Here is a 25,258-nt window from a genome sequence, read left to right on the forward strand (position 1 = left end):
TTGGATCAAACCGTCGACTAGACCAGCCCGGAGGAAACCTCCTGCCCCAGCCTGCGCGGTTCGGGCTCGAGCCTGACTCCGAAGCGGCGCTCCACCTCGCCGGATATCCGCTCGGCGAAGGCGATCAGTTCGCAGGCCTCGCCGCCGCCGAAGTGCACCAGCACCAGTGCCTGGCGATCGTGCACGCCGAACGCTGCGCTGCGCATGCCTTTGAAACCGCACTGCTCGATCAGCCAGCCGGCAGCGAGCTTGACTCCCCCTTGCGCGGGGTAGCAGGGCAGCTGGGGATATTCGGCGCGCAGCCGCTCGGCCTGCGCGAGCGAGACCACTGGATTCTTGAAGAAGCTGCCGGCATTGGCGAGACGGGCGGGATCGGGCAGCTTCTCACGGCGAATCGCGCTGACCGCCTCCGCCACCTGTAGAGGGTGGACGGCACCAGCCGCCCGCTCGGCCAGATCGCCATAGCCAAGCTTCGGCCGGACCTTTCGCGACACTCTCAGCACCAGCCGGACGATGGCCACCCGCCCGCTCAACTCGCCCTTGAATCGACTCTCGCGATAGCCGAAACCACAGGCGTCGCGCGCCATCACCCGATAGCGACCGTCGGCCAGATCGACCACATGGACCGCCTCGAGACAGTCGGCGAGCTCGACGCCATAGGCACCGATGTTCTGCACCGGGGCAGCGCCCGCGTGCCCGGGAATCAGCGCCAGGTTCTCAAGGCCCCACCAGCCGGCTCGTGCGACCTCCTCCACCAGCGTCGGCCAGTCTACCCCGGCCTCCACATGCAGCCGCGCTTCCTCGCCTTCGATCTCGAACCAGCGGCGGGCGCCGCTCGGGATCACGACCAGTCCTTCCAAATGGGGGAAGAGCACCACGTTGCTGCCACCGCCGAGCAGGGTCACGGGCCAGCCGGAGCGACGCGCAAGCGCCAGCGAGCCACGCAGCTCAGCGAGGTCGGCCGGCCGTACCAGCCGTTCGGCGATGGCGGAAAAACCGAGGGTATTGGCCGCGTCGAGCGGCGCGTTGGCAATGATCTTCAAGCTTGCCGCCATCCAAACCGAGAGCAGAGCTCGGCGATCAGCCCCGCGCATCCCGCCTCGATGAGCTCGAACGCCCGGCCGAAGCCGTCGTCGGCGCCGAAATAGGGATCGGGAATCTCTCCGCCTCGATGCTCGGCCGCGAAGTCGAGCAGCAGCGCGATGCGCCCGGTGAAGTCCGCCGGGGCGAGGCGCTTCAGCGTATCGAGATTGGTGCGGTCCATCGCCAGCAGATAGTCGAAGCGGGCGAAGTCGCGCTGGGTCAGCCCCCTGGCGCGAAGATCGTCGATCGGCATGCCGCGGGCTCGCGCCTCACGACGTGCGCGCGCGTCCGGCGGCTCGCCGCGGTGATAGTCGCCGGTACCGCATGAATCGACCGCCACCCGGGAAGACAGCCCACGCTGTGCGAGCCGATGGCGAAACACGCCCTCGGCCGTCGGTGAGCGGCAGATGTTGCCCAGGCAGACGAACAGCACGCCCACCTCGGCGGCACCGTGAGGCTGCAGCACGCTCATCGCCCCTCCAGCAGGCGCCGTACCCGGGCGAGATCCTCGGGAGTATCGATACCGGCCGGATACTCGACCGGCGTGACCTCGACCTGGATACGGTGGCCGTAGTAGAGCGCGCGCAGCTGTTCCAGCTGCTCGAGCTGCTCTATCGGTGCGGGCGGCCAACCGGCGTAGCGCTGAAGGAAACCGACCCGATAGCCATAGAGCCCGATGTGGCGCAGCCAGCCGGCATCGAATCTCTCCGGCGTCGGCAGGGAGTCGAGCGCCCTGGGTCCTTCGTCACCCCAGCTCTCGCGCTGCCAGGGAATCGGCGCGCGGGAGAAGTAGAGCGCCCGGCCCGAGTGGTCGCGCACCACCTTGACCACGCTTGCGCGCGCCAGGGTCTCGGGGTCGCTGATCGGCTCCGCGAGGGTCGCGATCGACGCCTCCGGGTTGGCCAACAGGCTCTCGGCGACCAGGTCTATCAGCGTCGACGGCAGCAGTGGCTCATCGCCCTGGACGTTGACCACCCGGGTGTCGGCCGGCAGCTCGAACCGCTCGGCCACCTCGGCCAGGCGCGAGGTGCCGTTCTCGTGATCCGGCGAGGTCAGCATCACCTCGGCGCCGAAGTCGCGCGCGACTCGCTCGATGCGCTCATCGTCGGTCGCGATCACTACCCGGTGGGCGCTCGAGGCACAGGCCCGGCGCCAGACGTGCTCGATCATCGGCATGCCGGCGATCTCGACCAGCGGCTTGCCCGGCAGCCGGGCCGAGGCGAAGCGTGCCGGAATCACCACCCAGAATCCTCGTTCGAACAGCGGCTCGTCCATCGCGGCCTCCTCACCCACGCGGCTGGTCCACGCCCAGCGCAGGCGGCTCAAGACGCGGCTTGCCAAGCTTCTCCTCGACCTCGAGCAAGCGCGCCTCCTCGACCAGCATCACGGGGATGCCATCGCGGATCGGATAGGCCAAACCGCTCTCGCGGCAGATCAACTCCTCTCGCTCGCGGTCGTATTCCAGCTTGCCTTGGCTTTGTGGGCAAACCAGCATCGCCAGCAGCTCCTTGTCCATCGTTGAATTCCTTCTTTGAACGAACGTTTGAACGAACGGTGGGCTCGTATCGTCATGGTAAACCGACGACGGCGCCGACCCCAGCTCGGCCATGGGAAGGCGGGCCCAGCGTCTTGAGACGATCGCGCAGCATCTCGGCGAACGCCGGCTCCGGCTGCAGCTCGACGTCCAGCGCCCAGCAGCCCGAGTCGGCGAACGCACGACACTTCACTGCGTCCTTGGCGGTCATCACTCGCGGCAGATCATCGCCGAAGTCGAGATCCTCCGGGGTAAAACGGTGGTGGTCGGCGAAGGGGTGGCGACGACATTCGATACCCAATGCCTCGAGGCTGGCGAAGAAGCGCCCGGGATTGCCGATACCGGCGAGTGCGTGGACCGGCACGGAGAAGGGCAAGGGTTCAAGCGGCAGGCGGGCATCGTCGCTCAGGCGGCGAAAAGCGACCGGGGCCAACCGCGCGCGATGAAAACCCACCGGTATCGGCACGGCCGGCTCGCCATTGACCAGTACCGCATCGACCTCATCGAGCCGCGCCAGCGGCTCGCGCAGCGGCCCCGCCGGCAGGCAGCGACCGTTGCCGAAACCGCGGGCGCCATCGACCACCACCAGTTCGAGATCACGCTCGAGCGCATAGTGCTGCAAGCCGTCATCACTGACCACGATATCGCAGCCATCCTCGACCAGCATGGCCACCGCGCTCGCACGCCTCGGCGCCACCGCCAGCGGCGCCCCGGTCTGGCGCGCCAGCATGACCGGTTCGTCGCCGGCGAGGCGGGGGTCGGTATCGGCCTCGACCCGCAGCGGATACACCTCGGCCCTGCCTCCATAGCCACGCGAAACGATCCCGGGGCGCCAGCCCTCCTCGCGCAGCAGCTCGACCAGCCAGGCGACCAGCGGCGACTTGCCGGTGCCACCGACGGTGAGATTGCCTACCACGATCACCGGCACCGGCGCCCGGTAGCGGCTCGAAGGGCTGGCGCGGTAGCGCGCCCGGCGTTTGGCCACCACCTTGCGGTAGAGATACTCGAGCGGGGTGAGCCACGCCGTCCAGCGAGCGCCCTGGTACCAACCCTGCTCGAATCGCGAGCCAAGGCTCATGCCTCGACCCGCTCCTCGTTGAACTGGATCCGATGCAACGCTGCGTAGGCACCATCGAGCGCGAGCAGCTCGCGGTGGGTGCCGCTCTCGATCAGCCGGCCGTGGTCGAGCACCATGATCCGATCGGCCTTCTCGATGGTCGAGAGCCGGTGGGCGATGACGAAGGTGGTGCGTCCCTGGCAGACGGTCTCGAGCGCTTTCTGGATGAAACGCTCGGACTCAGTGTCCAGCGCCGAGGTCGCCTCGTCGAGGATCAGGATCGGCGCGTCGCGGAAGATCGCCCGCGCGATGGCCAGACGCTGGCGCTGGCCACCGGAGAGCATCAATCCATTGTCGCCGATCAAGGTGTCGTAGCCCTTCGGCAGACGTGAGATGAACTCGTCGGCATAGGCGGCCTTGGCCGCGGCGACGATCGCCTCGCGATCGGGATGATCGATCCCGTAGGCGATGTTGTCGGCGATGCTGGCATTGAACAGGGTCACCTGCTGGTTGACCAGCGACAGCTGGCGACGCAGCGCAGCGAGACTGTAGTCCTCGACCGGCATCCCATCGAGCAGCAGCCGCCCTTCGGTGGGGTGGTAGAAGCGCGGCAGCAGGTTGATCAGCGTGCTCTTGCCGCTGCCCGAGCGTCCGACCAGCGCGATCATCTCGCCAGGCTCGACGTCGAAATCGATGTCCTCGAGCACCTGCTGGCCATCCTCTTCATAGCGAAAGCCGACGTGTTCGAAGCGCACCCGGCCTTGGACGCGACCCGGATCGTAGCTGCCCTGATCGGCCTCCTTCGGTCGGTCGAGAATGTCGAACAGCTCCTGCGCAGCGGCGAGCCCCTTCTGGATCATGCCGTTGATCTCGGACAGCGACTTGACCGGTTTGGCCATCATCGCCGCGGCGGTGATGAAGGCGACGAACTGCCCCGGCGTCATCTCGCGAATCAGTCCCGGCGCCATCGCGAGCCAGACCAGGAAGGCCAGCGCGACCGCGACCAGGGTCTGGATCACCGGCGCACTGACCGCGCGGGTCAGCGCCTCCTTCATGCTCTGCTGGCGGTTGTACTCGCTGACCGCGCGAAAGCGCTGATACTCGTGCTCCTCGGCGCCATGGGTGCGCACCACGCGGTAGCCGGTGAGCACCTCGGAAGCGACGTGGGTGACCTCGCCCACCGAACGCTGGATGCGCCGGGAAAGGCGCCGGAACCGGCGACCGGCGTAGTTGACCACCAGACCGATCAGCGGCGTGATGGCAAGAAACACCAGGGTCAGTCGCCAGTTGGTCCAGAGCAGGTAGCTGGTCAGACCGATCACGAACAAGCCCTCCTGCATGATCACCGTGAGCGCCTTGGTCGCAGCCCCGGTGACCTGCTCGACGTGATAGGTGACCCGCGACAGCAGGTGTCCGCTCGAGTGCTGGTCGAAGAAGCGCCCCGGCAGCTTGAGCATGTTGCGGAATACGTCGACGCGTAGCTCGTGGACCACCTTGCGGGCGACGTAGTCCATGCAGTAAGTGCCGAGGAAGGTACCCACGCCCCGCAGCGCGAACATGCAGATGATGAACAGCGGCAGCAGGTAGCGAAAATCCGCTGACGGATTCTGGATGCCGTCGACGAGCCTGCGCATCATGTCCGCGATCCAGGTACTGGAAGCCGCATAGATCGCATAGCCCAGCAGCGAAAGCGCGAATCCCTTCCAAAGCGGCTTCACATAGGTAAGCAGACGGCGATAGAGCGCCCAGCTAGAAGTTTGATCCAAGAGTCTCTCCCAGGGTCTTGCGACCGCCACGGCGATCGGTCGGTCGTGTCGCTCCATTCAGGGGCTGGATGATACCCCAACACATTCGGGGCCGACACCGCGCGGGCTTCGCTCGGCCTCCACCCTGCCGCCGCCGGCACCGACGGTGAGCCTGAGCGCACCGTCGATGGCGGTGTTCCACTGACATCCCGCCCATTCGTCGATCCTTCTCACCGCGGCATCGGCGGGATGCCTGAAGGCGTTGAAGTAACCCGCGCTGTGCAGCACGTGCTGCGGACGAGCACGCAACAGCAGCGCCCGCGCGGAAGAACTCGCACTGCCGTGATGGGCGCTGACCATCGCGACCAGGTGTGCGGAAAGCATCGGCAGCAATCGGTGCTCGATCCGCTGGTCGATATCGCCGAGCAGCAGCACACGGCCGCCCTCACCTTCAACCGACAGCACGCAGGAGCGCTGGTTCTCTTCGCTACTCAATGGCTCCGCGACAGGCGGCCAGAGAAAGCGGAAGGTCACCCCGTCCCAGCGCCACGCCTCACCGGCACGACAAGCGGAGAAGGCAAGCGTCGCTGCCACCGGCGGCGGCAAACGCAAGCTTTCGATCAACGGTGCGCGCCAGCGGTCGACCCGGTGCCGGTCGAGCAGCGCGGCCACTCCACCGGCATGGTCGAGATCGGCGTGGCTGATCACCGCCAGATCGAATCGCCGCCCTGGCGGCCACAGCCGCTCCAGGGCGACGAAACCGCCAAAGGTACGTGGGCCTGCGTCATAGAGCATCCGATGGGTGCGGGTCTCGATCTCCGCAAGCTGTCCCTGGCCGACATCATAGAGGGTGAGCCGAAAAGCGCCTTCCGGCAGCTGCGGCGACTTCAGCGGAGCCAGCAGCAGGGGCGACAGCGCGATGCTCACCACCAGCCGCCAGCGCAGCGAGAACCCAGGCAGCAGCCAGACCGTCCCGATCCCGACCATCAGAGCCGCGAGCGGTAACACCCTCGTGGCCGGCGGCTCCCACCCCGGTGCCGCCCCGGCGGCCAGGGCGAGCAATCCCTCGAAGGCCGCCACGGCGAGCGAGAACAACCGCCAGATCGTTCTGGCAGGTTCGACCGAGGGCAACAGCGCGCAGAGGGTGCCCAGCAGGCCAAGCGGCATCAGTACCATCGTGACCCACGGGATCGCCACCAGATTGAGCGGTAGCGACAGCGGCGCAAGCCGTCCGAAGGAGAACAGCGCCGCGCCGTCGAGCAGTATGCCCAGGGTGAGTTGCGTATGCACAAGCGCAAGTGGACCGCTACGCCTGCGTCGCCAGCGCCAGCCGATCAGCAATGCGGCGACGGCGATGAACGAAAGCCACAGGCCCGGCCGGAGGATCACCAACGGGTCGACCAGCACCAGCAAGCCGAGCGCCAGCCACCAGCCGGTGAAGGAAGCGAAAGCATGTTGCCCGCTCGCCGCCCAGGCTACCGCGACCGCCATCACCCAGGCCCTCGTCGCTGGCGGACCGAAGCCGGAAAGCGCGACGTAGCCAAACGATACCCCCAGCGCCAGCAGCCAAGGCCAGCGGGCCTGCCGCCAACGCCCCGGGGAGAAAAGCCTGGCCGCCAACCGAGCGACACCCAGTACCCAAAGCGAGACCATCCCAACGTGCATGCCGGAGACCACCACCAAGTGAGTAGTGCCGGTATCGTTGAGCATCGACCAGTCCGATGGGCCGAACGCGCTGGCGTCGCCGAGCACCAGGCCTCGGGCCCAGCGCAGCGCGGCCGGCGCCTCGATGTGCGCCGCCACCGTGCGCTCAAGCCAAGCGCGGGCCGAGGCGCGCGGCGCGGCGAGTCGCTCGGCACTCGGCGCCGCCCGCACACCGCCGGTCGCACCGATCGACTGACGCATCAACCAGGCGCCATAGTCGAAAGCGTCGGGGTTGGCCAAGCCGTGAGCCGGACGCAGGCGCGCACTCACCCGCCAGCGCTCGCCCACCGCCAGCTCGGGCGGTGCGAACCAGCTCAGGCGTACCCGGGAGACTCGGTTACAGCCAGGCAGAGAGGAATCGATGGGCGCGCAGCTGTCGAGCACCAGCTCGAGACGCGCACTGCCATCCTCCCGCCACTCGAGCTCGACGATGCGTCCCTCGAGCACGAGGGTCTGCTGGGCGAGCCCCTCCAGCAGGCGGCGATCGGCCGCGCTCAAGCCATGGGCCAGCGACAGCGTGAAGAGCGCCAGCATCAAGCTCCAGCGCCAGGGAAGAAGGACCAAGGCGCACAGCAGCGATGCGAGCAGTCCACTCCAAGCGAGTGACGTCCAGCGTCCATCCTCGATGCCGATGCCGAGCGCCGCGCCGGCGAGGATCGACAGCGTCGCGCCCGCGGCCCCCATCCGCGCCCACATTGCGCCTCCCGTCGCGATCCGATGCTCGATTCAACGGCACCGCAGGCGCGGGATTGAGCCCATAGCCTGGAACGCGAACGCCGCCCCGGTCAGGGGCGGCGTTGGTCGGCCAAGGGCAGGATCGGGCACACGTAGCCCGCCAGGCGATCACTGCGGGTTCAACTTGCCACCGTCGAGACGCAGGACGCGATCCTGGTGAGAGGCGATCAACGGATCGTGGGTGACGATCACGAAGGCGCAGCGGCTCTGGCTTGCGATCTCGTCGAGCATGTCGAGGATTCGCCCGGCGGTGGTCTGGTCCAGGTTGCCGGTCGGCTCGTCCATCAGCACGAGGCTCGGATCGGTGACCAAGGAGCGGGCGATCGCCACGCGCTGGCGCTCGCCGCCGGAGAGCTCGCCGGGCTTGTGCTCGCCGCGCGATGCCATGCCCACTCGCTCGAGCAGCTGCTCGGCCCTGACCCTCGCCTCGCGGCGCGTCTGCCCGCGGATCACCAGCGGCATGGCGATGTTCTCAAGCGCGGTGAACTCAGCGAGCAGATGGTGAAACTGGTAGACGAAGCCGATATGGCGATTGCGAAAGCGACCGAGCTCGGCCTCGCCGAGCGACGCGAGCGACGTCCCGGCTACGCGCACCTCACCGCTGGAGGGGGTATCCAGCCCACCGAGCAGGTTGAGCAGCGTGGTCTTGCCGGAGCCGGAGCTGCCGATGATCGCCACCCGCTCACCGGCGTTGACCCTGAGCTCGAGCTCCGAGAGCACGGTGAGATCCTGCGGCCCTTCCCGATAGACCCGGGACAGGTCGCGGCATTCGAGCATCAGCTCACTCATAGCGCAGCACCTCCGCCGGCTGCACGCGGGATGCGCGCCAGGCCGGATACAGCGTGGACAGGAAACTCAGTACGAACGCCACGCCAACGATCACGCCGAGATCGGAGAGTTCGATGCGCGAAGGCAGGTAGCTGATGAAGTAGACGTTGGGATCGAGGAACTGGATACCGAAGACGTTCTGCACCCAGGCGATGATCTCCGAGATCGACAGCGCCAGCAGCACGCCGAACACCAGGCCAAGCAGGATACCGACCAGCCCGATGGTCAACCCTTGGACCACGAAGATCCCCATGATCGTCCTGGGCGTCGCCCCGAGGGTGCGCAGGATGGCGATATCGGCGCGCTTGTCGGTGACCACCATCACCAGGGTGGAGACGATGTTGAACGCCGCCACCGCGACGATCACCGTCAGCAGCAGGCCGATCAGGTGCTTCTCCATCTGGATCGCCTGGAACAGGTTGCCCTGGGTATAGGTCCAGTCCATTCCCCGGAATCCGTAGGGCAGCTGGTCGATGATCTGCTGGGTCACCCGGTGGGCCTGGAACAGATCGTCGAGCTGCAAGCGGATGCCTTGGGGCGCATCGAGCCGCGCCAGGGCCTGCATGTCCTGGAGATTGGCATAGGCCAGGCTGCCGTCGAGCTGGGCACCGACGCTGAAGATGCCACTGACGGTGAACGCACGCAGGCGAGGGAATACGCCGCCAGGGGTGATCGATGCCTCCGGCACCAGCAGGGTCACCCGGTCGCCGACGCCGACGCCGAGCGAGCGAGCGAGCAGCTCGCCCAGCACCACGTTCCAGCTGCCCGGCTGCAGATCGTCGAGATCGCCCTGGACCATGTGGTTGGCGACGATCGAGACCTTGGGCTCGAGCGCCGGATCGATCCCGGTGACCTGGGCACCGGAGTTGCGCCCCCGCGAGGTGAACATACCCTGCTGCTCGACGTAGGGCGCCGAGGCGATCACGTGGGGATACTGCTCGAGCTGGCGGGAGAAAGCCTGCCAGTCCTGGACCCCGCCCTGCTGCTCGATCTTGGTGTGCGGCACCATGCCGAGCACCCGCGAGCGCAGCTCATGATCGAAACCGTTCATCACCGATAGCACCAGGATCAGCACCGCCACCCCGAGGGTGAGGCCGAGCATCGAAGTCATCGAGATGAACGAGATGAAGTGGTTGCGCCGTTTGGCTCGCGTATAGCGAAGCCCAATCAGAAAAGGAATGCGATCCAGCATGCGTGTTGATTCCTGGGAAAGGCTCGGTCGACCGCGCGCTGCATCCAGCGCCCCACCCGGCCGCGGTGACGGCGAGCGGGAGAGCATCGATGCGACGCGCAGTGCTCGGACTTCGACCAGCGTAGGATCGAAGCGTTCAGCGCCCACGTCCCCGGTGCGCGACGCACGCACCCGACGTCGAAGGGCGCCCATGGTACGAACTTTTTCTCCACCATGCATCGGTTGCCCGGAATCCCGATAGACGATTTCAATCAAGCCAGGCACTGCCGGGCGAAACCAGCGCTCCCCTGGCCTTGCTCTGCGCGCGCCACGCAGGCGACCAACGCAAGCGGCTGGACCGGACCAGCGCCGGTCGAAGCCGCCGGTTGTCGACCGCCCAGATGCATGAGATAACGGTATACGAACGCATCGGGAGAGCCACCATGCCCCTTACCCCTGAGTACCGCCTGCTCGCCGAGCTGGAACACGCATTCGATCATCTGATCGAGCAGAGCCTCGAACTCGCCGCCGCCTTCGCCAGCGCCGGACTGCCGAGCTGGCAGCTGGAACCGACGCAGAGCCCCGAGGCGTGGCTGCGCGCGGCGCTCACCGACTTCTGGTACCAGGATGGGCAGGACGGCCGCGCGACGCGCAGCTATGTGGGGCTGATCGCCGCGGACGCAGCGCTGCTGCAGCGGGTCGAGGCCGTGAATGCACGCAAGGACGCCTTCGGTGCCTTGATCAAGCAGATCAAGGCCCAGGCTCCCGGGATGATCGCCGAGATCAAGGCGACGCTACCGTTTCGCCATCCGCTGCTCCACGATCATCTCAAGGGCCGAGGGATGGCGCGTTTGCACCTCAAGCAGTGCTGGCGCCGCATGCCCCTCGCCGCGGCCCCGGTCGCCAGGGTGCGGATGGCCTGGTACTCGAATGGCCGCTCGATCAAGCGGCTCAGCGTCGCCGAGGCCGAGGAGCGGCTCAAGCGCCTCGATCTCGATGCGCCGCACGTTAGAATCCAGTACCAGCGCCTCGCCGCACTGCCCAGCACAGAGATACTCGCCCAAGTGCAGCACCAGGCACCGGTGATGCGCGCCAACTTGTTCTTTCGCGAACCGCTCGAAGACGGCCATACCCGCCAGGCGATGAACGTCGCCCTGCCGCTGGTGCTGCCACCGGGCGAGCGCGAGCGCAGCCCTCGGCTGCCCGATCACAACCTGCCGCCCGCCAGCCCGCCGGCGGAGCGCTCCCGTGCGCGGCGGCGCGATGCCCGGCTCGAGGACGAGCCCTACCTGCCGAGCCTGCGGATCCATCGCTATCGCGGGGCTTGACTCAGATCAGCCCTTCGACCCGATTGAGGCCGTTGAGCGCGGCGGTACGATAGGCTTCGGCCATGGTCGGGTAATTGAAGGTCGTGTTGACGAAGTAGTCGATGGTATTGGCCCCGACGGGCTGGTTCATGATCGCCTGGCCGATGTGGACGATCTCCGATGCCTGGTCGCCGAAGCAGTGAATACCGAGAATCTCGTGGCTCTCGGGATCGAACAGCAGTTTGAGCATGCCGACGGTATCGCCGGTGATCTGCGCTCGCGCGGTTTCCTTGAACATCGCGACACCCACCTCGTAGGGCCTGCGCTGGTCGGTCAGTTCGCGCTCGGTGTGGCCGAGCGAGCTGATCTCGGGGATGGTGTAGATGCCGGTCGGAATATCGTCGACCAGCTTGAACTGCGGGCTCTCGAGCAGATCGGCGGAGGCCGAGCGACCCTGCCCGTAGGCCGCGCTGGCGAGACTGGGCCAGCCGATCACGTCACCGGCGGCGTAGATGTGCTCGATCTCGGTGCGGTAGTGGTCGTCGACCGAGAGCTGGCCGCGCGAGTTGGGCTTGAGCCCGATCGCATCGAGGCCCAGATCGTCCGTATTGCCGGTACGACCGTTGGCCCACATCAGCGCATCGGCGCGCAGCCGCTTGCCGGAACGCAGGTAGAGCACCACGCCACGGTCGTCGGTCTCGATCCGCTCGTACTCCTCCTTGTGGCGAACCAGCACGCCGTGGCTGCTGGGCAGATGGTAGGAGAGCGCATCGCTGATCTCGTCATCGAGAAACGACAGCAGCCGATCGCGGTTGTCGATCAGTTCGACCCGGACCCCGAGCCCGGAGAAGATCGACGCATACTCGCAGCCGATCACGCCAGCGCCGTAGATGATCAGGCTTCGCGGGGTGTGCTCGAGGGTGAGGATCTTGTCCGCGCAGTAGATCCGCGGATGGTCGAAGTCGATGTCCGCGGGCCGGTAGGGTCGTGAGCCGGTGGCGATCACCGCACTGGCGAACTTGAGCGTAACGCTGCCCTCCTCGTCATGCGGGTCGATCACCAGGGTGTTGGCATCCTTGAAGCGGGCGTGGCCACAATGCACGTCGATCCGGTTGCGGGCATAGAACTGGGTACGCATCTCGACCTGCTCCTCGATCACCCGGCGCGAGCTTTCGAGCACCTTGGGCACCGGGAAGACCCGCGGCTCGCCGACCTCGCGAAACAATCGCCCGGTGTTGAAGTCGACGATCTGCTTCACCGCGTGGCGCAGCGTCTTGGAGGGAATCGTGCCGTTATGGGTGCAATTGCCCCCGACCACCGGACGACGCTCGACCACCGCGACCCGCTTGCCGTGCTTGGCGGCGTTGAGCGCCGCACTCTCCCCGGCGGGCCCGGTCCCGATCACCACCACGTCGTAGCTGAATACTGTCATCTCACGCCTCGCTGTTGGTCGCTTGAGAGTGCTGAGCGCATCAGTGCATCGTTGGCTGCTCGACTTCGATTCGATCGAACGCGCTGCTGACCCGGACTCGCCCCGCTTCATTCACGCTGCGCACGGCCCAGCCATGCCGCTGCGCCAGTGCGAAGGCGGATTGCGCATCGAGGGCCGCGAGGATATCGGCGGTGAGCCGGGCGGCCTGTGCTCGCTGTGCGACCACCAGCCACTGCGTGCCGTCCGCGCCCTGGGCCCAGGCCACCGCCGCCTGGTCGAGCGAGAGCAAGTCGGCCCCGTCGAGCGCGAATGGCCACGGGCCGCCGCGTACCCGCACGGTGCCCTGCACTTCGATCCGGTAGCGCTCCACGCCTGCGCCGTCGAGCGCATCGGCGAGCGCATCGGCGCCAATCCCACCGATCAACCGTTCGACCGCCAGGCGAGCCGGGGCGAAAGGCAGCGCTCGATCATCGAACGATAGCAGGGCACTTGGGCCTGGGGGATGCCAAACGAAGCGATCGACCCACTCGAGCGCTGGCGACTGCGGCTGCCACCATGCGCTCAGCGGGGTAGGCGACAAGGCGGCGTAAGCGCCACCGCTCAGCTCCCTGGCAGCGTAGAGCGCGCCGATCACGCCCGCCAAGCCGGCACTGATCGGTACCGCCTCGCCGAACGGAGCGCGAGCCAAGTGGCTCACCTCGCTATCGGTGCGCTTAGGCGAGAAGCGCTCGTCGACCTCCTCGAGTCGCGCACCGATCAAATGCTTGAGCCGCTCGGCCTGCTCCGGCGTGTAGCGGCCGGGAATCACTAGCCGATAGCCGCCGCCGTCGGAGACCCCGCTGAACCTCAGCCCAGGCTCGCTGTTGGACGCAGGCCACAGCATCGCCACCAACAGCGCGATCACGCCGAGCAGCGTGATCATGGCAAGCAGGATCAACGCCCGCGCAGCCCTCATCGGATACCTCATCGATCGTCCCGCCTCCACCCGCGAGCGCTCGCGCAAGCGAGCTCCGGGCCACAGCCTGCCGTCAGCGGCGCCAGCTTGTCCAGCGTCGGCGAGCGCGGGGGAGTACATTTACCCTTGCCGGCGGTATAGTGTCTTGCCGTCCGCGGGCGCGCCCGCCAGGCGCCCCGTCCGCTCGCCTTTGCGCCGCCATCGCGGCGCGGGCTGACACCCACGAGAAAAAAGGCCGTCTCGACAACGTCCATGCCCGACTCTTCATCCGCTCTCGTATCGCCCCTGACGCCTCCCCCGCCCCGCAACGCGAGGGAGACCCGCTTCTGGCAGCTTCCCGATGGCGCCGCGGACGCGCTGGCCCTTGCACGCCTCGCCGCCGAGGAGAAAACGCCGCTGCTGGTGATCACCCAGGACACCGCAGCCGCCCAGCGCCTGGAGGCAGCGATAGGTTTCTTCGCCAGCCCGGAACAGACGATCCTCTCCTTTCCGGACTGGGAAACGCTGCCCTACGACAGCTTCTCGCCCCATCGGGACATCGTCTCGATGCGGCTGCGCACGCTGAGGAACCTGCATCGCGGCGACGCATCGATCGTACTGGTGCCGGTCAATACCCTGATGCAACGACTGCCACCGCCGGACTACGTGGCGGTGCAGGCGATGCGCCTGGCGGTGGGCGATCGCTTCGAACGCGAGCGGTTTCGCGAACAGCTCAGCCGTAGCGGCTATCGCGCGGTGGAGACGGTGTTCGAGCCCGGCGAGTACGCCTTCCGCGGCGCGCTGATCGACCTCTACCCGGTCGGCTCGCGGGCACCGCTGCGCATCGATCTGTTCGACGACGAGGTCGATACCCTTCGCACCTTCGACCCCGAGAGCCAGCGTTCGCTCGACAAGATCGAGGAGATCGAGCTGCTGCCGGCACACGAGTATCCGCTCACCCCGGAGGCGATCGCCCGCTTCCGCGAAGGCTTCGAGACCCTGTTCGACATCGACCCACGCCGCTCGCCGCTGTACGTCGACGCCCTGGCGGGCATCCCCTCGCCCGGGCTCGAGCAGTACCTGCCGCTGTTCTTCGAGCGGACCTCGAGTTTGTTCGAGCACTTCGGTGACGGGCTGCGCCTCGCCCTCGCCCCCGGCGTGTTCGAGGCCGCCGAGCACCACTGGTACTCGATCGTGTCGCGGTTCGACAACCTCGGCGTCGACCCGACCAGGCCCTTGCTGCCGCCGCACCGCGCGTTCATCCCGGTCGAGGCGCTGTTCGCCGAGATCAAGCGCCACCCGAGGGTGCAGCTCGAGCGCGAAGCGCATCCTCACGCGGTGGCGTTCGCCACCGGGCCGATCCCGCAGGTGGCGATCGACGCGCGCAGCGCCAAGCCGCTGCGCGCGTTGGAAGGCTTCCTGCAGACCAGCCTCGACGCCGGAGAGCGCATCCTGTTCGTCGCCGAGACTCGCGGCCGCCAGGAGTCGCTCGAGGAGACCCTCGCGCCGCTGCGGCTGCGCCTCGCCGAGGCCGAGAGCTGGCAGGCGTTCCTCGACGCCGACCAGCCGGTGATGATCACCTTCGGCGCCATCGAGAGCGGCGTGCGCCTCGAGCACGAGCGGGTGGCGATCGTCACCGAGAACGAGCTGTTCGGCGATATCGTCCGCCAGCGCCGCCGGCAGCAGGTCCGCGCCACCGACGACGACGAATTGATGATCCGTCATCTCTCCGAGCTGCGCGCCGGCTCGCCGGTGGTCCATCGCGCCCATGGGGTCGGGCGCTATCTCGGGCTCGAGCGGATCGAGGCCGGCGGCCAGCAGGCCGAGTTCCTCGCCCTCGAGTACGCCGACGGCGCCAAGCTCTACGTGCCGATCGACGCGCTCGATCAGATCTCCCGCTACAACGGCGCGAGCGACGAGCACGCGCCGCTCAACAAGCTCGGCAGCGACCAGTGGGAAAAAGCGCGCAAGCGCGCCGCGGAGAAGATCCGCGATACCGCCGCCGAACTGCTCGACGTCTATGCCCGGCGTGAGGCCCGCGAAGGTTTCGCCTGCCAGCCACCTGACGAACAGTACCAGCGCTTCACCGCCACTTTCCCGTTCGAGGAGACGCCCGACCAACGAGTCGCGATCCAAGCGGTGATCGAGGACATGACCTCGCCACGGCCGATGGATCGGGTGATCTGCGGAGACGTGGGCTTCGGCAAGACCGAGGTCGCGATGCGCGCCGCCTTCCTCGCGGTCAACTCCGGCCGTCAGGTCGCGGTGCTGGTGCCGACCACCCTGCTGGCGCAGCAGCACTTCGAGAACTTCCGCGACCGCTTCGCCGAGACCGCGATCTCGATCGAGCTGCTGTCGCGCTTCAACAGCGGCAAGGCCCACGACAAAGCGATCGAGCGGCTGCGCGAAGGCCAGGCCGACATCGTCATCGGCACCCACAAGCTGCTCGGGCGCAACGTCGAGTTCGCCAACCTCGGCCTGGTGATCATCGACGAAGAGCACCGCTTCGGGGTCAGCCAGAAGGAACGGCTGAAGGCGATGCGCGCCGAGGTCGACGTGCTCACCATGACCGCCACGCCGATTCCGCGCACGCTGTCGATGGCGATGAGCGGCATGCGCGACCTGTCGATCATCAGCACCCCGCCGGCGCGCAGGCTGTCGGTCAAGACCTTCGTCCAGCAGCGCGACGAGTCGGTGCTCAAGGAGGCGATCCTGCGCGAGATCCTGCGCGGCGGCCAGGTCTACTACCTGCACAACGAGGTCAAGACCATCGAGGCCACCGCCGAGAAGCTGCGCGAGCTGGTACCCGACGCACGGGTCGGCATCGCCCACGGCCAGCTCGCCGAGCGCGCGCTGGAGCGGGTGATGAGCGACTTCTACCACAAGCGCTTCAACGTACTGGTCTGCTCCACCATCATCGAGACCGGCATCGACGTGCCGAGCGCCAACACCATCGTGATCGAGCGCGCCGACAAATTCGGCCTCGCCCAGCTGCATCAGCTGCGCGGCAGGGTCGGTCGCTCCCACCACCAGGCCTATGCCTACCTGCTCACCCCGCCGCCGCGCCAGATCACCAGCGACGCGACCAAGCGGCTCGAAGCGATCAGCCAGTCCGATGCGTTGGGGGCGGGCTTCAACCTCGCCAGTCACGATCTCGAGATCCGCGGCGCAGGCGAGCTGCTCGGCGAGGAGCAGAGCGGCCAGATCGAGACGATCGGCTACGGGCTCTACATGGAGATGCTCGACCGCGCGGTGAAAGCGATCCGCGCCGGCAAGACGCCGAACCTCGATGCGCCGATCACCCAGGGCGTCGAGATCAACCTCGGCGTCGCAGCGCTGATTCCCGACGACTATCTTCCCGACGTGCAGCAGCGCCTGGTGATGTACAAGCGGATCAGTAACGCACGCCTCGATGCGGAGCTGCGCGAACTGCAGGTCGAGATGATCGACCGCTTCGGCATTCTCCCCGAGCCGGTCAAGCACCTGTTCCGCCAGGCGCGGCTCAAGCCGCTCGCCGAGCGTCTCGGCGTTGCGCGCATCGAGGCCGGACCCGAGCGTGGCCGGCTGATCTTCGGCGACCGTCCGAGTGTCGACCCGATGGCCCTGGTCACCCTGATCCAGCGCGAACCCGAGCGCTATCGCCTCGACGGCGCCCAGACCCTGCGCATCCAGGCGCAGATGGAGGACGTCGAGCAGCGCTTCAAGCAGATCGAGGCACTGCTCGAACGACTCGACCGCAGCCGGGTCGAAGCCGCCTGAACGGCCGACGCGCAGTGCAAAAAGGGCGCCCCAGGGCGCCCTGCTCGACGACAAGCCCCGGCTACTGAGCGCGGCGCTTGTCGATCGCGGCGATCATCACCTGGGCAAGGCGGTCGTAGTCCTGGTCAAAGTGATGCCCTCCCGGCAGGCCGATCTTCTCGCCCACCGCGCCAGGCTGGTTGCAGCCGCTTTCGTCCGCTTCCTCCTCGCCGAAGATGCAGGCGATCTTGTCCGGCGCGATCCTTGAGAGCTCCGGGCCGGTTCTGGTTTCGCTGCCCTTGGCACCGAGCCAGCCCTCGACCGCGATCTCGAAGTCGGCGGTGTCGGAGAAAGCGATCAGGATGAGCGACGAGACCGCCGCCTGGTCCTCGGCGGAGAGCCGGTTGTAGAGCGCCGGCATGATGTCGGCGCCGAACGAGTAGCCGGCGAGCACGAAGTGCCGCGCGCCCCACTTCTCCCGATAGCGCTGCATCAGTTCGGCGAGATCCGCCGCGCTCTGCTCGGGGCTCCTGTGCTGCCAGAACAGCTTCAGCGTATCGACGCCCACTACCGGGTAGCCGTGGGCGGCGAGGTACTCGCCGGTGACCTTGTCGAGGTCGCGCCAGCCGCCGTCTCCCGAATAGTAGAGCGTCACCGTGTCGGCACGCGCGCCGCTGCCGCCCTCGACCTGGGCGGGAGGCAGCTCGATCACCGGCAGGTCCGCCCGCGCACCGATCAGCATCGCCTGCAGCTGCTCAGCGGCCAGGGTCGGGAGATCGGCGGCGTAGTCGCCGATGGTGGTGCGTACCTGGGTATGCTCGAGACCGCGCACGAACAGCCCCGTGGCATCCTCGACGCCATTGTTCCAGACGATGTTCCACACCCCGTGGGGCGCCTGAGCCGGCAGCGGCTCCGGGCAATCGCCATGCTCGACGTCGAGTCCGACGGAGAGCGCGCGGGATGAGTCGCTGCGCTGCTCTGCGAGCCAGCGGTAGGCGAAGGTCGCCGCGGGGCCGATCCCGACCACCACCGTCGGCTCGCCGCCCAGCGCTTCGCTGGCCTGAGCGAAGCGCCGGCGCTGGTCGGCGCAGCTGCCATCGGGTATCAGCTCGAACTCGACCAAGCTGGCATCGGTGCGCTCGGCCAGACTTTCGAGCCGCGCAGGATCGAGCCGCTCGCGCGCGGTGGCGGCGACCACGACCCTCGCAGTGGCCTCACCAGGGGGGTTCGCCACTACCAGCCGCGCACCATCCTCCAGCGTGCGGACCTCGACACTGGCCTGGGGCGGCGGACGCTCGAGCCACCAATAGCCCACCGCCCCCATCGCCACCGCCAATGCCGCCAGTCCCCATAGCCCCCGGACCAGCACTGTGCGGCGGCCAATTCGTCGTGCTCTACTCATCTCAACGCTTCACCAGTCCAGTGAAGCCGCCGGCGATCAACGCGGCGGTATCGGTCAGCGCCACCAACGGGTCCAGACCCGCCGGCACCGCCATGTAGCGAGGCTCCCAGTGCGGGTCGAACTTGTCCTTGAACCGCTTGAGCCCCTGGAAATTGTAGAACTGCTCGCCGCGTCGGAAGATCATCGCACCGAGGCGCTGGGTCATCGGTGCGCCACGGCGAGGCTGCAACCCGGCCAGCGGCACCATCCCGAGGCTGAAGTGGCGCATCCCCTGGGCCTTGCAGCGCAGGATCAGGCCGATCATCAAAAACTCCATGGTCGACTTCGGCGCCTCGGGCAGCGAACGCATCAGATCGATGCTCGCGGTCTCGCCACGTTCGGTCTCGAGCAGGTTGGCGAAGGCGACGATGCGGCCGTCGTGGCGGATCACCGCGATGCGGAAATGGCGCAGGTAGTCGGGGTCGAAGCAGCCCAGCGAAAAGCCCTTCTCGCGCACCCGCCGGGTCTCGAGCCAGGCCGCTGAAATCGGCGCTAGCTGATCGAGCGGTGCTTCGCCGGCCTCGAACACCTCGAGCGCGAGCCCATCTCGCTGAGCACGGTTCCAGGTATAGCGCAGGTCCTTCTTCTGCTTGGCATCGAGATCGAACCCATCGAGATCGACCAGCGCCTCCTCGCCGAGCTTGACCGCGGTCAGCCCGATGTCCATGTAGTAAGGCAGGTTCTCCGCCCGGACCTGGTAGAACACCGGACGCGAGCCGTGCTCGTCGCATAGATCGCGGAAGGTCCAGATCAGCCCGGCGCGATCGAGGGGCTCGCCGATCGGGTCGAACAGCGCGACCATGCTGCGCCCGCGGCGGCTGTACATCAAAAACGCGCTGCGCGCGTCGTTGAACATCAGCGCCTTGTCGCCGCTCATCACCAGCCCGCCCTCGGGCTGGGAGGAGCGCTTGACGATCGCCAGCGCCTCCTCCAGCTCGTCCTTGGTCGGCATGCTCAATGCCTGAGGGTGCGGACGCATCAGCCAGCCCAGCGCGATCACCCCGAGCAGCACGCTGCTGCCGAGCACCGCGCGCAGCGCCCGCGGCACCTCGGCATCCAGGGCGAACTGCCACCACAGCTCGTTGCGGTAGGGCACGTCCTGGTAGACGAAGAACATCAGCCACACCGAGGCAAGCACCACGCAAAAGCTCGCGGCGAGGTAGCGCGCTGAGATCGGCAGCGCCAGGAGCCGACTGCGACGATAGAAAGCGTCGCGAAACACCACCAGCAGCAGCGCAGTGCCCATCGTCACCGCCGCCTCGGCGAAGGCCAGCCCTTTGAGCAGCGACAGCACGCTGGAGATCAAAAGCAGCGCCAGCGTCAGTGCCCAGGCGGCCGAGAGCCGTCGACGCAGCCCGCGCGCCAGCAGCAGGCAGAGCACCCCGATCAAACTGGCGGCGAAGTGCGAAGCGTCGATCAGTCGATGCGGCAGGAAGAAGCCGAGCGTCTCGAGCCGCGAGCCGAATTCCGGCGTGACCCCCGAGAACAGCAGCACCACGCCTGAGAAGAACACCAGCAGCGAAAGCACCGGTGCCGCCAGCCCCGAGGCCGTGCGCATGGTCGAGCGTGCCGGCAGGTAGCGGCGCCCTTCGCTGAGCAGCAGGGTGAGACAGGCGAGGATCAGCGGGAGCAGTACGTAGATCGCCCGGTAGAGCAGCAGCGCCGCGGTCAGGGGCGCCGCGCCCACCTCGCTGGCGAAGGCCGCGAGGATGATCGCCTCGAACACCCCGATGCCACCGGGCACGTGGCTGAGCACGCCAGCGGCGAGCGCGAGCAGGTAGACCAGCAAGAAGGTGCTGAACGGCGGCGAGCTGGGCAGCAGCAGATAGAGCACGGTCGCGGCGAAGATCACATCCAGCAGGGTGATCACCAGCTGCAGCAGCGAGAGCCTGATCCCGGGTAGCCGCCATGACCATGGTCCTAAACGGAACAAGCGCGAATCCGGCGTCGGCCGCTCCGGCAGGCGCTGCCACCAGAGGATCGCGATCACCAACGCATAGAGCGCGAACACCCCAGAGGCTATCGCCACCACCATCGGCGTCGGCAGCCGCAGCGCCCGCGAGGCCGCGTTGAGGTCGAGCAGCGCCGCGGCGGCCGCCAGCGGCGGCAAGGCGAAACCGAGCGCTAGGCTTACGAATACCGACATCCTCGCCACCTCGACGGTGCCGAGGCCATGGCGAAAGTAGAGCCGGCAGCGCACCGCGCCACCGGAGAGCATCGATAGCCCGATCGCATTGCCGATCGCCGAGGCGCAGGCACCGCCTGCGACCAACGCCGCGGGCGGCAGGCGCACCCCCGCATAGCGCGCCGCCGACCATTCGTAGCCGAGCAGCATCACGTAGCTGGCCGAGGCGGCGATCAGCGAAAGCAGCACGGCGCTGATCGGCACGCTGTAGATCGCACCTCTCAGGAGCTCGGGATTGACCTCTTCGAGCATGTGCCAGCAAACCGCCAGCGCGACGACGAAGACCAGCAAAGTGAAGAATATTCCGATCGACTGCCGGTAGGCGGTGACTCGCTCGATCAGGCGCCATGGGAGGACCGAGTGGGCCCGTCTGGCGACAGGGGAAGATCCAGGAGCGTCCGCGGGTCGCGACGATCCATCACGCTCGATCTGATCAGTCATTCGCAGATGTTTCCATCGCCGCAGGCGCGCGAGGATGCGCGTCGAAGCCAGGACGAACTCGGTAGCAACATGATCTCCTCGATGCCAGCCGAGGTGCGAGCGAGGAGGCGCCCCCGGCGGGGCCAGACGATAGCGCTAATGTAGACGCGGGGAAAGGTCAGAAGTTCGCCATCGGCGCGATTATGAGGCGACACCGATCAGCGAACCCCGCCCCGGAGGTCGAACGTAGCCTCAGCACTCCCGTTCACTCGGGGGAAATCCGACCAGCTCGCCGCAGGCTGGCAACGGGCAGCCGCTCTCTTGCCCGCGCCACCAGCCCGCCTGGGCCCGGCGCCCCCACCCTTGGGCTTAGAGTCCCTTGGGCGCGAAGATACCCGGTGCGTTGCGCCAGTAGCCCTGGTAATCCATGCCGAAGCCGAACACATAGCGATCCTCGACCTCGAGGCCGCAGAAATCGGCCCGCAGCCCCGGCACCGCTTTGCGGTCGTGGCGCTTTTCGACTAGCACCGCGGTGGAGACACTGGCGGCACCGGCCTTCTCGCAATGGTTGATGATCGCCGCGAGCGTCGCGCCCTCGTCGAGGATGTCGTCGACGATCACCACATGACGACCGACCATCGGCCGCTCCGGCGACACCCGCCAGAACAGCTCGCCACCGCGCAGGCCGCCGCGATAGCGGGTGGCGTGCATGTAGTCGATCTCGAGCGGGAAGCCGAGCCGGGTGAGCAGATGCCCGGTGGTGATCAAGCCGCCGTTCATGATGCAGAAGAACAGCGGCAGCTCGTCGCCGAGGCGCTCGCCTATCTCGGCGGCCATCTGATCGAGCGCGTGCTCGATCTCATCGAGGGTGACCAGGCAATCGGCCTGATCCATCAAGGCCTGCATGTCGAGACGATGACGTTGAGGATCGAAAGGGGCAGTGTCGGGCATCTTGTCCAATGGGAGTCGTATCGGGTTGTCGATTGAGTGGCTGGCTCAGTAGCCATGCTCTTCGGCGAGCTGTTCGAGCCGCACGTGGGTGGTACGCCAGCGGCCGAGCGCGTCGACGGAGCCTAGATCGGGGCGGGGATGATCGTAACGCAGAGCATTGAGTCGCCGCGAGCGCACCGGATCGTAGCTGACCGCTTCGAGCACCGCCAGCGCCGCGGCACGGTCATTGCAGATCAGCACCATATCGCAGCCTGCTTCCAGCGCGCGCCGCGCGCGATCGGCGGGAGAACCAGCGAAATGCGCGCCCTGCATGCCGAGATCGTCCGAAAGCACCGCGCCGCGGAAACCGAGCTCGCTGCGCAGATACTCGAGCCAGCGGACCGAGAAGCCCGCCGGCTGGTCGTCGAACGCGGTATAGCGGACATGCGACGGCATCACGCCACCGAGGCGCGGGGATAGCCGCTCGAACGGCACCAGGTCGTGGGCGCGCAGCGCTTCGAACGGCCGAGGGTCGACCGGCAGCTCGTGGTGCGAGTCGACGTCGACACCGCCATGGCCAGGGTAGTGCTTGCCGAGCGCCACCATACCGGCTTCGTCGAGCCCATCGACCAGCGCCCCGGCCAGCAGCGCGACCCGCTCGGGGTCGGCCGAGAAGGCGCGGTCACCGATCGCCGGGCAGCGGTCGTCATCGACGTCGAGCACCGGTGCGAAGGAGAAATCGAACCCGCAGGCCGCGAGTTCCAGCCCCATCAGCCAGCCGGTATCGCGCAACAGCGCGAGCGTGGACTCGGGCGCCTCGGCATGCAGGCGGTCGAACGCCGCCATCGGCGGCAGCCGGGTGACCCCGGTGCGCAGCCGCTGGACGCGCCCTCCTTCGTGATCCACCGCGATCAAAAGCTGCGGGCGCAGTTCGCGAATCGACTCGCACAGGGCGCGCGCCTGGGCGGGCGATTCAAGGTTGCGGGTGAAAAGGATCACCCCGCCGACGGCGGGGTGCATGAGCAACTCGCGCTCCTCGTCGTCGAGCGCCATCGAGGCGAGATCGAGCATCACTGGGCCAAGTTGGGCGGACATGCGTTTCTCCGGGTCGGGGCCGCGAGAAGGATTGACTAGCTGGTCGCGGCGAGGACCCTGACCATTCTAGGTGCTGCCACCGGCGGCGTACATCGAAGCGGCACGTCCCCACTGCCCACTCCAGGTGATCGAGCCGGCTACCTGACTCCCGAACAGCCAGGAAAATAGCGCTAAGCGCTTGTGCCGACACAAAATTATCGCCCTCTCGCTTGCGCCGGCGAATATACTGGATACAATCACAGTCCATAGACGCCATCACAGGCCCGATGCAATGACCAAGCCCCTCACCCAGCGTCAGCAAGACGTGCTCGATTTCATCAACGAGACCCTGGCCAGCCATGGCTACCCGCCGACCCGCGCCGAGATCGCCCGCGCGCTGGGGTTCCGCTCGGCCAACGCCGCGGAAGAGCATCTCAAGGCGCTCAAGCGCAAGGGAGTGATCGAGATGATTCCCGGCGCTTCGCGCGGCATCCGCGTACTCTCCGCCCCCCCCGCGGAAGAGCGCGGGCTCGCGGTGATCGGGCAGGTCGCAGCCGGCAGCCCGATCCTCGCCGCCGAGCACGTCGATCGCTACTGCCCGCTACCGGCGGACTACTTCACTCCTCGCGCCGACTACCTGCTGCGGGTGCGGGGGCTTTCGATGCGCGACGCCGGCATCCTCGACGGCGACCTGCTCGCGGTCCATCGCACCAGCGAAGTGCGCAACGGTCAGATCGTGGTCGCGAGGCTCGGCGAGGAGGTCACGGTGAAGCGCTTCGAGCGCAGCGGCGGCCGTATCCGCCTGATCGCCGAAAACCCCGACTTCGCCCCGATCGAGGTCGATGGGCAGCGTGAGCAGCTCGAGATCGAGGGTATCGGCGTCGGTATCATTCGCGGCGACAGCGGCCAGGGGCTGCACTGAGCACCCCGATTCTCGAGCGACCAGCATGCAAAAGGGGCGCCGAGGCGTCCCTTCAGACTGCTGACAAAGTATTTGAAGATGCCACGATGGCTTCCAGCCGCCTCCGAGAGCGCGCTGGACGGCAATCGCTTGCACCGGGGTTTGCGACATGGATGTCGCAAAAGGCGCGCCCGGACAGGGCGGAAAAACTGCTCCTGCATTTTCCGCATTCCCGCCATCCATGGCGGTCAGACGTCCATGCGCGCCGACCCGAGGGCAAGCGATTGATCGGCCAGGGTTTCGCGATCTCGTGGCGGCGCGTCCCCTTTCAGGGGGAGCGCGAGGGGTCCGCCCCTCGCATCTAAGCGAGCAAGAGGCGCGTTAGGACCCAAACGGTTCTCGACTCGCCAGGATCGAGAGCGTCGCTGGGTTAAAAGGGGTTTGTCATTAATCTGAAGGGACGCCGAGGCGTCCCTTCAGACTGCTGACGAACCCTGCTTTTACAGGCAGGGTTCTTCATTTCAGTTCAAGCCACCCACTTTGCGTGCAGAAATCCAGGGAATCGGTAGATGACGGTCATGGCGCTTATCACCGCCTCACAGCGCCGTTGAACAACGCTCCAGGCCCCAAAAATGGATGAAAATAGCCGGCGCATCCGCGCCAGGGCCATCTTCTTCAGGTTTTGGCAGGCTGCGGCAAGCAGACACTGCTCTCTCACCCGAGCCAGTCCCCGCATCCGAGCGTAGCGATGGCCGTGTAGCTGTTTGGCATCGGCGAAGCTTCGCTCCACCGTCTCCTTTCGTCGCTTGTAGAGCCCTCGCCCATAGTCGCTCAACCGATGGCTCTCGATACGCTCCTTGGCGTCCTCCCAGACGTGCCGGGTCACCAGCTTGGTGTGATTGGCGCTTCTCGTGCAGGAGGTCAGTCGTGGGCAGTGCCGACAAATGGCAGGGTCACTGCGGTAGTGCCGATAACCATGGCGGTCGGTGGTGGCGTAGATCAGCCCGTGTCGCTCTGGACAGAGATAGGCATCCTGCTC

General features: G+C 67.1%; 19 protein-coding genes. 3 read left to right on the forward strand and 16 right to left on the reverse strand.

Annotated features, from left to right (window positions below; translation table 11 throughout):
• Positions 1–17: 17 nt before the first annotated feature.
• The 9 genes from murB to Q376_RS0106715 form a co-directional block, all read right to left on the reverse strand.
• On the reverse strand, positions 18–1,043 hold the full coding sequence (gene murB, locus Q376_RS0106675) for a UDP-N-acetylmuramate dehydrogenase (protein WP_027349668.1): 1,026 nt from the start codon (positions 1,041–1,043) through the stop codon (positions 18–20).
• The gene (locus Q376_RS0106680; RefSeq protein ID WP_043446538.1) at positions 1,040–1,555 is read right to left on the reverse strand and encodes a low molecular weight protein-tyrosine-phosphatase; all 516 of its coding nucleotides are present in this window, start codon (positions 1,553–1,555) and stop codon (positions 1,040–1,042) included. Before Q376_RS0106680 ends, murB begins: the two co-directional genes overlap by 4 nt.
• Positions 1,552–2,358 (reverse strand): 3-deoxy-manno-octulosonate cytidylyltransferase, encoded by an 807-nt coding sequence (kdsB, locus tag Q376_RS0106685; RefSeq protein WP_043446541.1) that lies wholly within the window; start codon positions 2,356–2,358, stop codon positions 1,552–1,554. Before kdsB ends, Q376_RS0106680 begins: the two co-directional genes overlap by 4 nt.
• Positions 2,359–2,368: 10 nt before the next feature.
• Complete coding sequence (locus tag Q376_RS21650; RefSeq protein ID WP_052365017.1) at positions 2,369–2,599, reverse strand: Trm112 family protein; 231 nt, start codon at positions 2,597–2,599, stop codon at positions 2,369–2,371.
• Positions 2,600–2,651: 52 nt separating this feature from the next.
• On the reverse strand, positions 2,652–3,695 hold the full coding sequence (gene lpxK / locus Q376_RS21655; protein ID WP_052365018.1) for a tetraacyldisaccharide 4'-kinase: 1,044 nt from the start codon (positions 3,693–3,695) through the stop codon (positions 2,652–2,654).
• The gene (msbA, locus tag Q376_RS0106700; RefSeq protein WP_027349671.1) at positions 3,692–5,440 is read right to left on the reverse strand and encodes a lipid A export permease/ATP-binding protein MsbA; all 1,749 of its coding nucleotides are present in this window, start codon (positions 5,438–5,440) and stop codon (positions 3,692–3,694) included. Before msbA ends, lpxK begins: the two co-directional genes overlap by 4 nt.
• 57 nt (positions 5,441–5,497) lie before the next feature.
• Positions 5,498–7,819 carry a DNA internalization-related competence protein ComEC/Rec2 gene (locus tag Q376_RS21660; protein WP_081803433.1) on the reverse strand — a complete coding sequence of 774 codons (2,322 nt, stop codon included), beginning with the start codon at positions 7,817–7,819 and terminating at the stop codon, positions 5,498–5,500.
• A gap of 147 nt (positions 7,820–7,966) precedes the next feature.
• Positions 7,967–8,647 carry an ABC transporter ATP-binding protein gene (locus tag Q376_RS0106710; protein ID WP_027349672.1) on the reverse strand — a complete coding sequence of 227 codons (681 nt, stop codon included), beginning with the start codon at positions 8,645–8,647 and terminating at the stop codon, positions 7,967–7,969.
• Positions 8,640–9,878, reverse strand: a complete 1,239-nt coding sequence (locus Q376_RS0106715; protein WP_027349673.1) for a lipoprotein-releasing ABC transporter permease subunit — start codon at positions 9,876–9,878, stop codon at positions 8,640–8,642. Before Q376_RS0106715 ends, Q376_RS0106710 begins: the two co-directional genes overlap by 8 nt.
• A gap of 422 nt (positions 9,879–10,300) precedes the next feature.
• On the opposite strand from Q376_RS0106715, the gene Q376_RS0106720 reads away from it, so the two are divergent.
• Complete coding sequence (locus tag Q376_RS0106720) at positions 10,301–11,185, forward strand: hypothetical protein (RefSeq protein WP_027349674.1); 885 nt, start codon at positions 10,301–10,303, stop codon at positions 11,183–11,185.
• Between the two features lies 1 nt (position 11,186).
• Here the strand turns inward: Q376_RS0106720 and sthA are convergent, their stop codons facing one another.
• Both sthA and Q376_RS0106730 read right to left on the reverse strand, forming a co-directional pair.
• Entirely contained in the window at positions 11,187–12,596 is a 1,410-nt protein-coding gene (gene sthA, locus Q376_RS0106725) for a Si-specific NAD(P)(+) transhydrogenase (RefSeq protein ID WP_027349675.1), read from the reverse strand.
• Positions 12,597–12,636: 40 nt separating this feature from the next.
• On the reverse strand, positions 12,637–13,563 hold the full coding sequence (locus tag Q376_RS0106730; protein WP_162177889.1) for an FAD:protein FMN transferase: 927 nt from the start codon (positions 13,561–13,563) through the stop codon (positions 12,637–12,639).
• A gap of 240 nt (positions 13,564–13,803) precedes the next feature.
• Between Q376_RS0106730 and mfd the strand changes: the two genes are divergently transcribed.
• Positions 13,804–17,289, forward strand: coding sequence for a transcription-repair coupling factor (gene mfd / locus Q376_RS0106735; protein ID WP_027349677.1), 3,486 nt, complete (start codon positions 13,804–13,806; stop codon positions 17,287–17,289).
• A gap of 61 nt (positions 17,290–17,350) precedes the next feature.
• Here the strand turns inward: mfd and Q376_RS0106740 are convergent, their stop codons facing one another.
• The 4 genes from Q376_RS0106740 to nagZ form a co-directional block, all read right to left on the reverse strand.
• A complete protein-coding gene (locus Q376_RS0106740) occupies positions 17,351–18,670 on the reverse strand; it encodes an AcvB/VirJ family lysyl-phosphatidylglycerol hydrolase (protein ID WP_027349678.1) in 1,320 nt (439 codons plus the stop codon).
• Between the two features lies 1 nt (position 18,671).
• Positions 18,672–21,335, reverse strand: coding sequence for a bifunctional lysylphosphatidylglycerol flippase/synthetase MprF (mprF, locus tag Q376_RS0106745; protein ID WP_052365019.1), 2,664 nt, complete (start codon positions 21,333–21,335; stop codon positions 18,672–18,674).
• 348 nt (positions 21,336–21,683) lie between these two features.
• On the reverse strand, positions 21,684–22,220 hold the full coding sequence (locus Q376_RS0106750) for a hypoxanthine-guanine phosphoribosyltransferase (protein WP_027349680.1): 537 nt from the start codon (positions 22,218–22,220) through the stop codon (positions 21,684–21,686).
• A 90-nt stretch (positions 22,221–22,310) separates the two neighbouring features.
• Positions 22,311–23,339 (reverse strand): beta-N-acetylhexosaminidase, encoded by a 1,029-nt coding sequence (gene nagZ, locus Q376_RS0106755; RefSeq protein WP_027349681.1) that lies wholly within the window; start codon positions 23,337–23,339, stop codon positions 22,311–22,313.
• 271 nt (positions 23,340–23,610) lie between these two features.
• Between nagZ and lexA the strand changes: the two genes are divergently transcribed.
• A complete protein-coding gene (lexA, locus tag Q376_RS0106760; RefSeq protein WP_027349682.1) occupies positions 23,611–24,240 on the forward strand; it encodes a transcriptional repressor LexA in 630 nt (209 codons plus the stop codon).
• A 505-nt stretch (positions 24,241–24,745) separates the two neighbouring features.
• On the opposite strand, the gene Q376_RS0106765 is transcribed toward lexA, so the two are convergent.
• On the reverse strand, positions 24,746–25,258 hold a 513-nt coding region (locus tag Q376_RS0106765; RefSeq protein WP_211266610.1), incomplete at its 5' end, for a transposase.

The sequence above is a fragment of the Halotalea alkalilenta DSM 17697 genome, from assembly GCF_000621205.1.
GTDB lineage: Bacteria > Pseudomonadota > Gammaproteobacteria > Pseudomonadales > Halomonadaceae > Halotalea > Halotalea alkalilenta.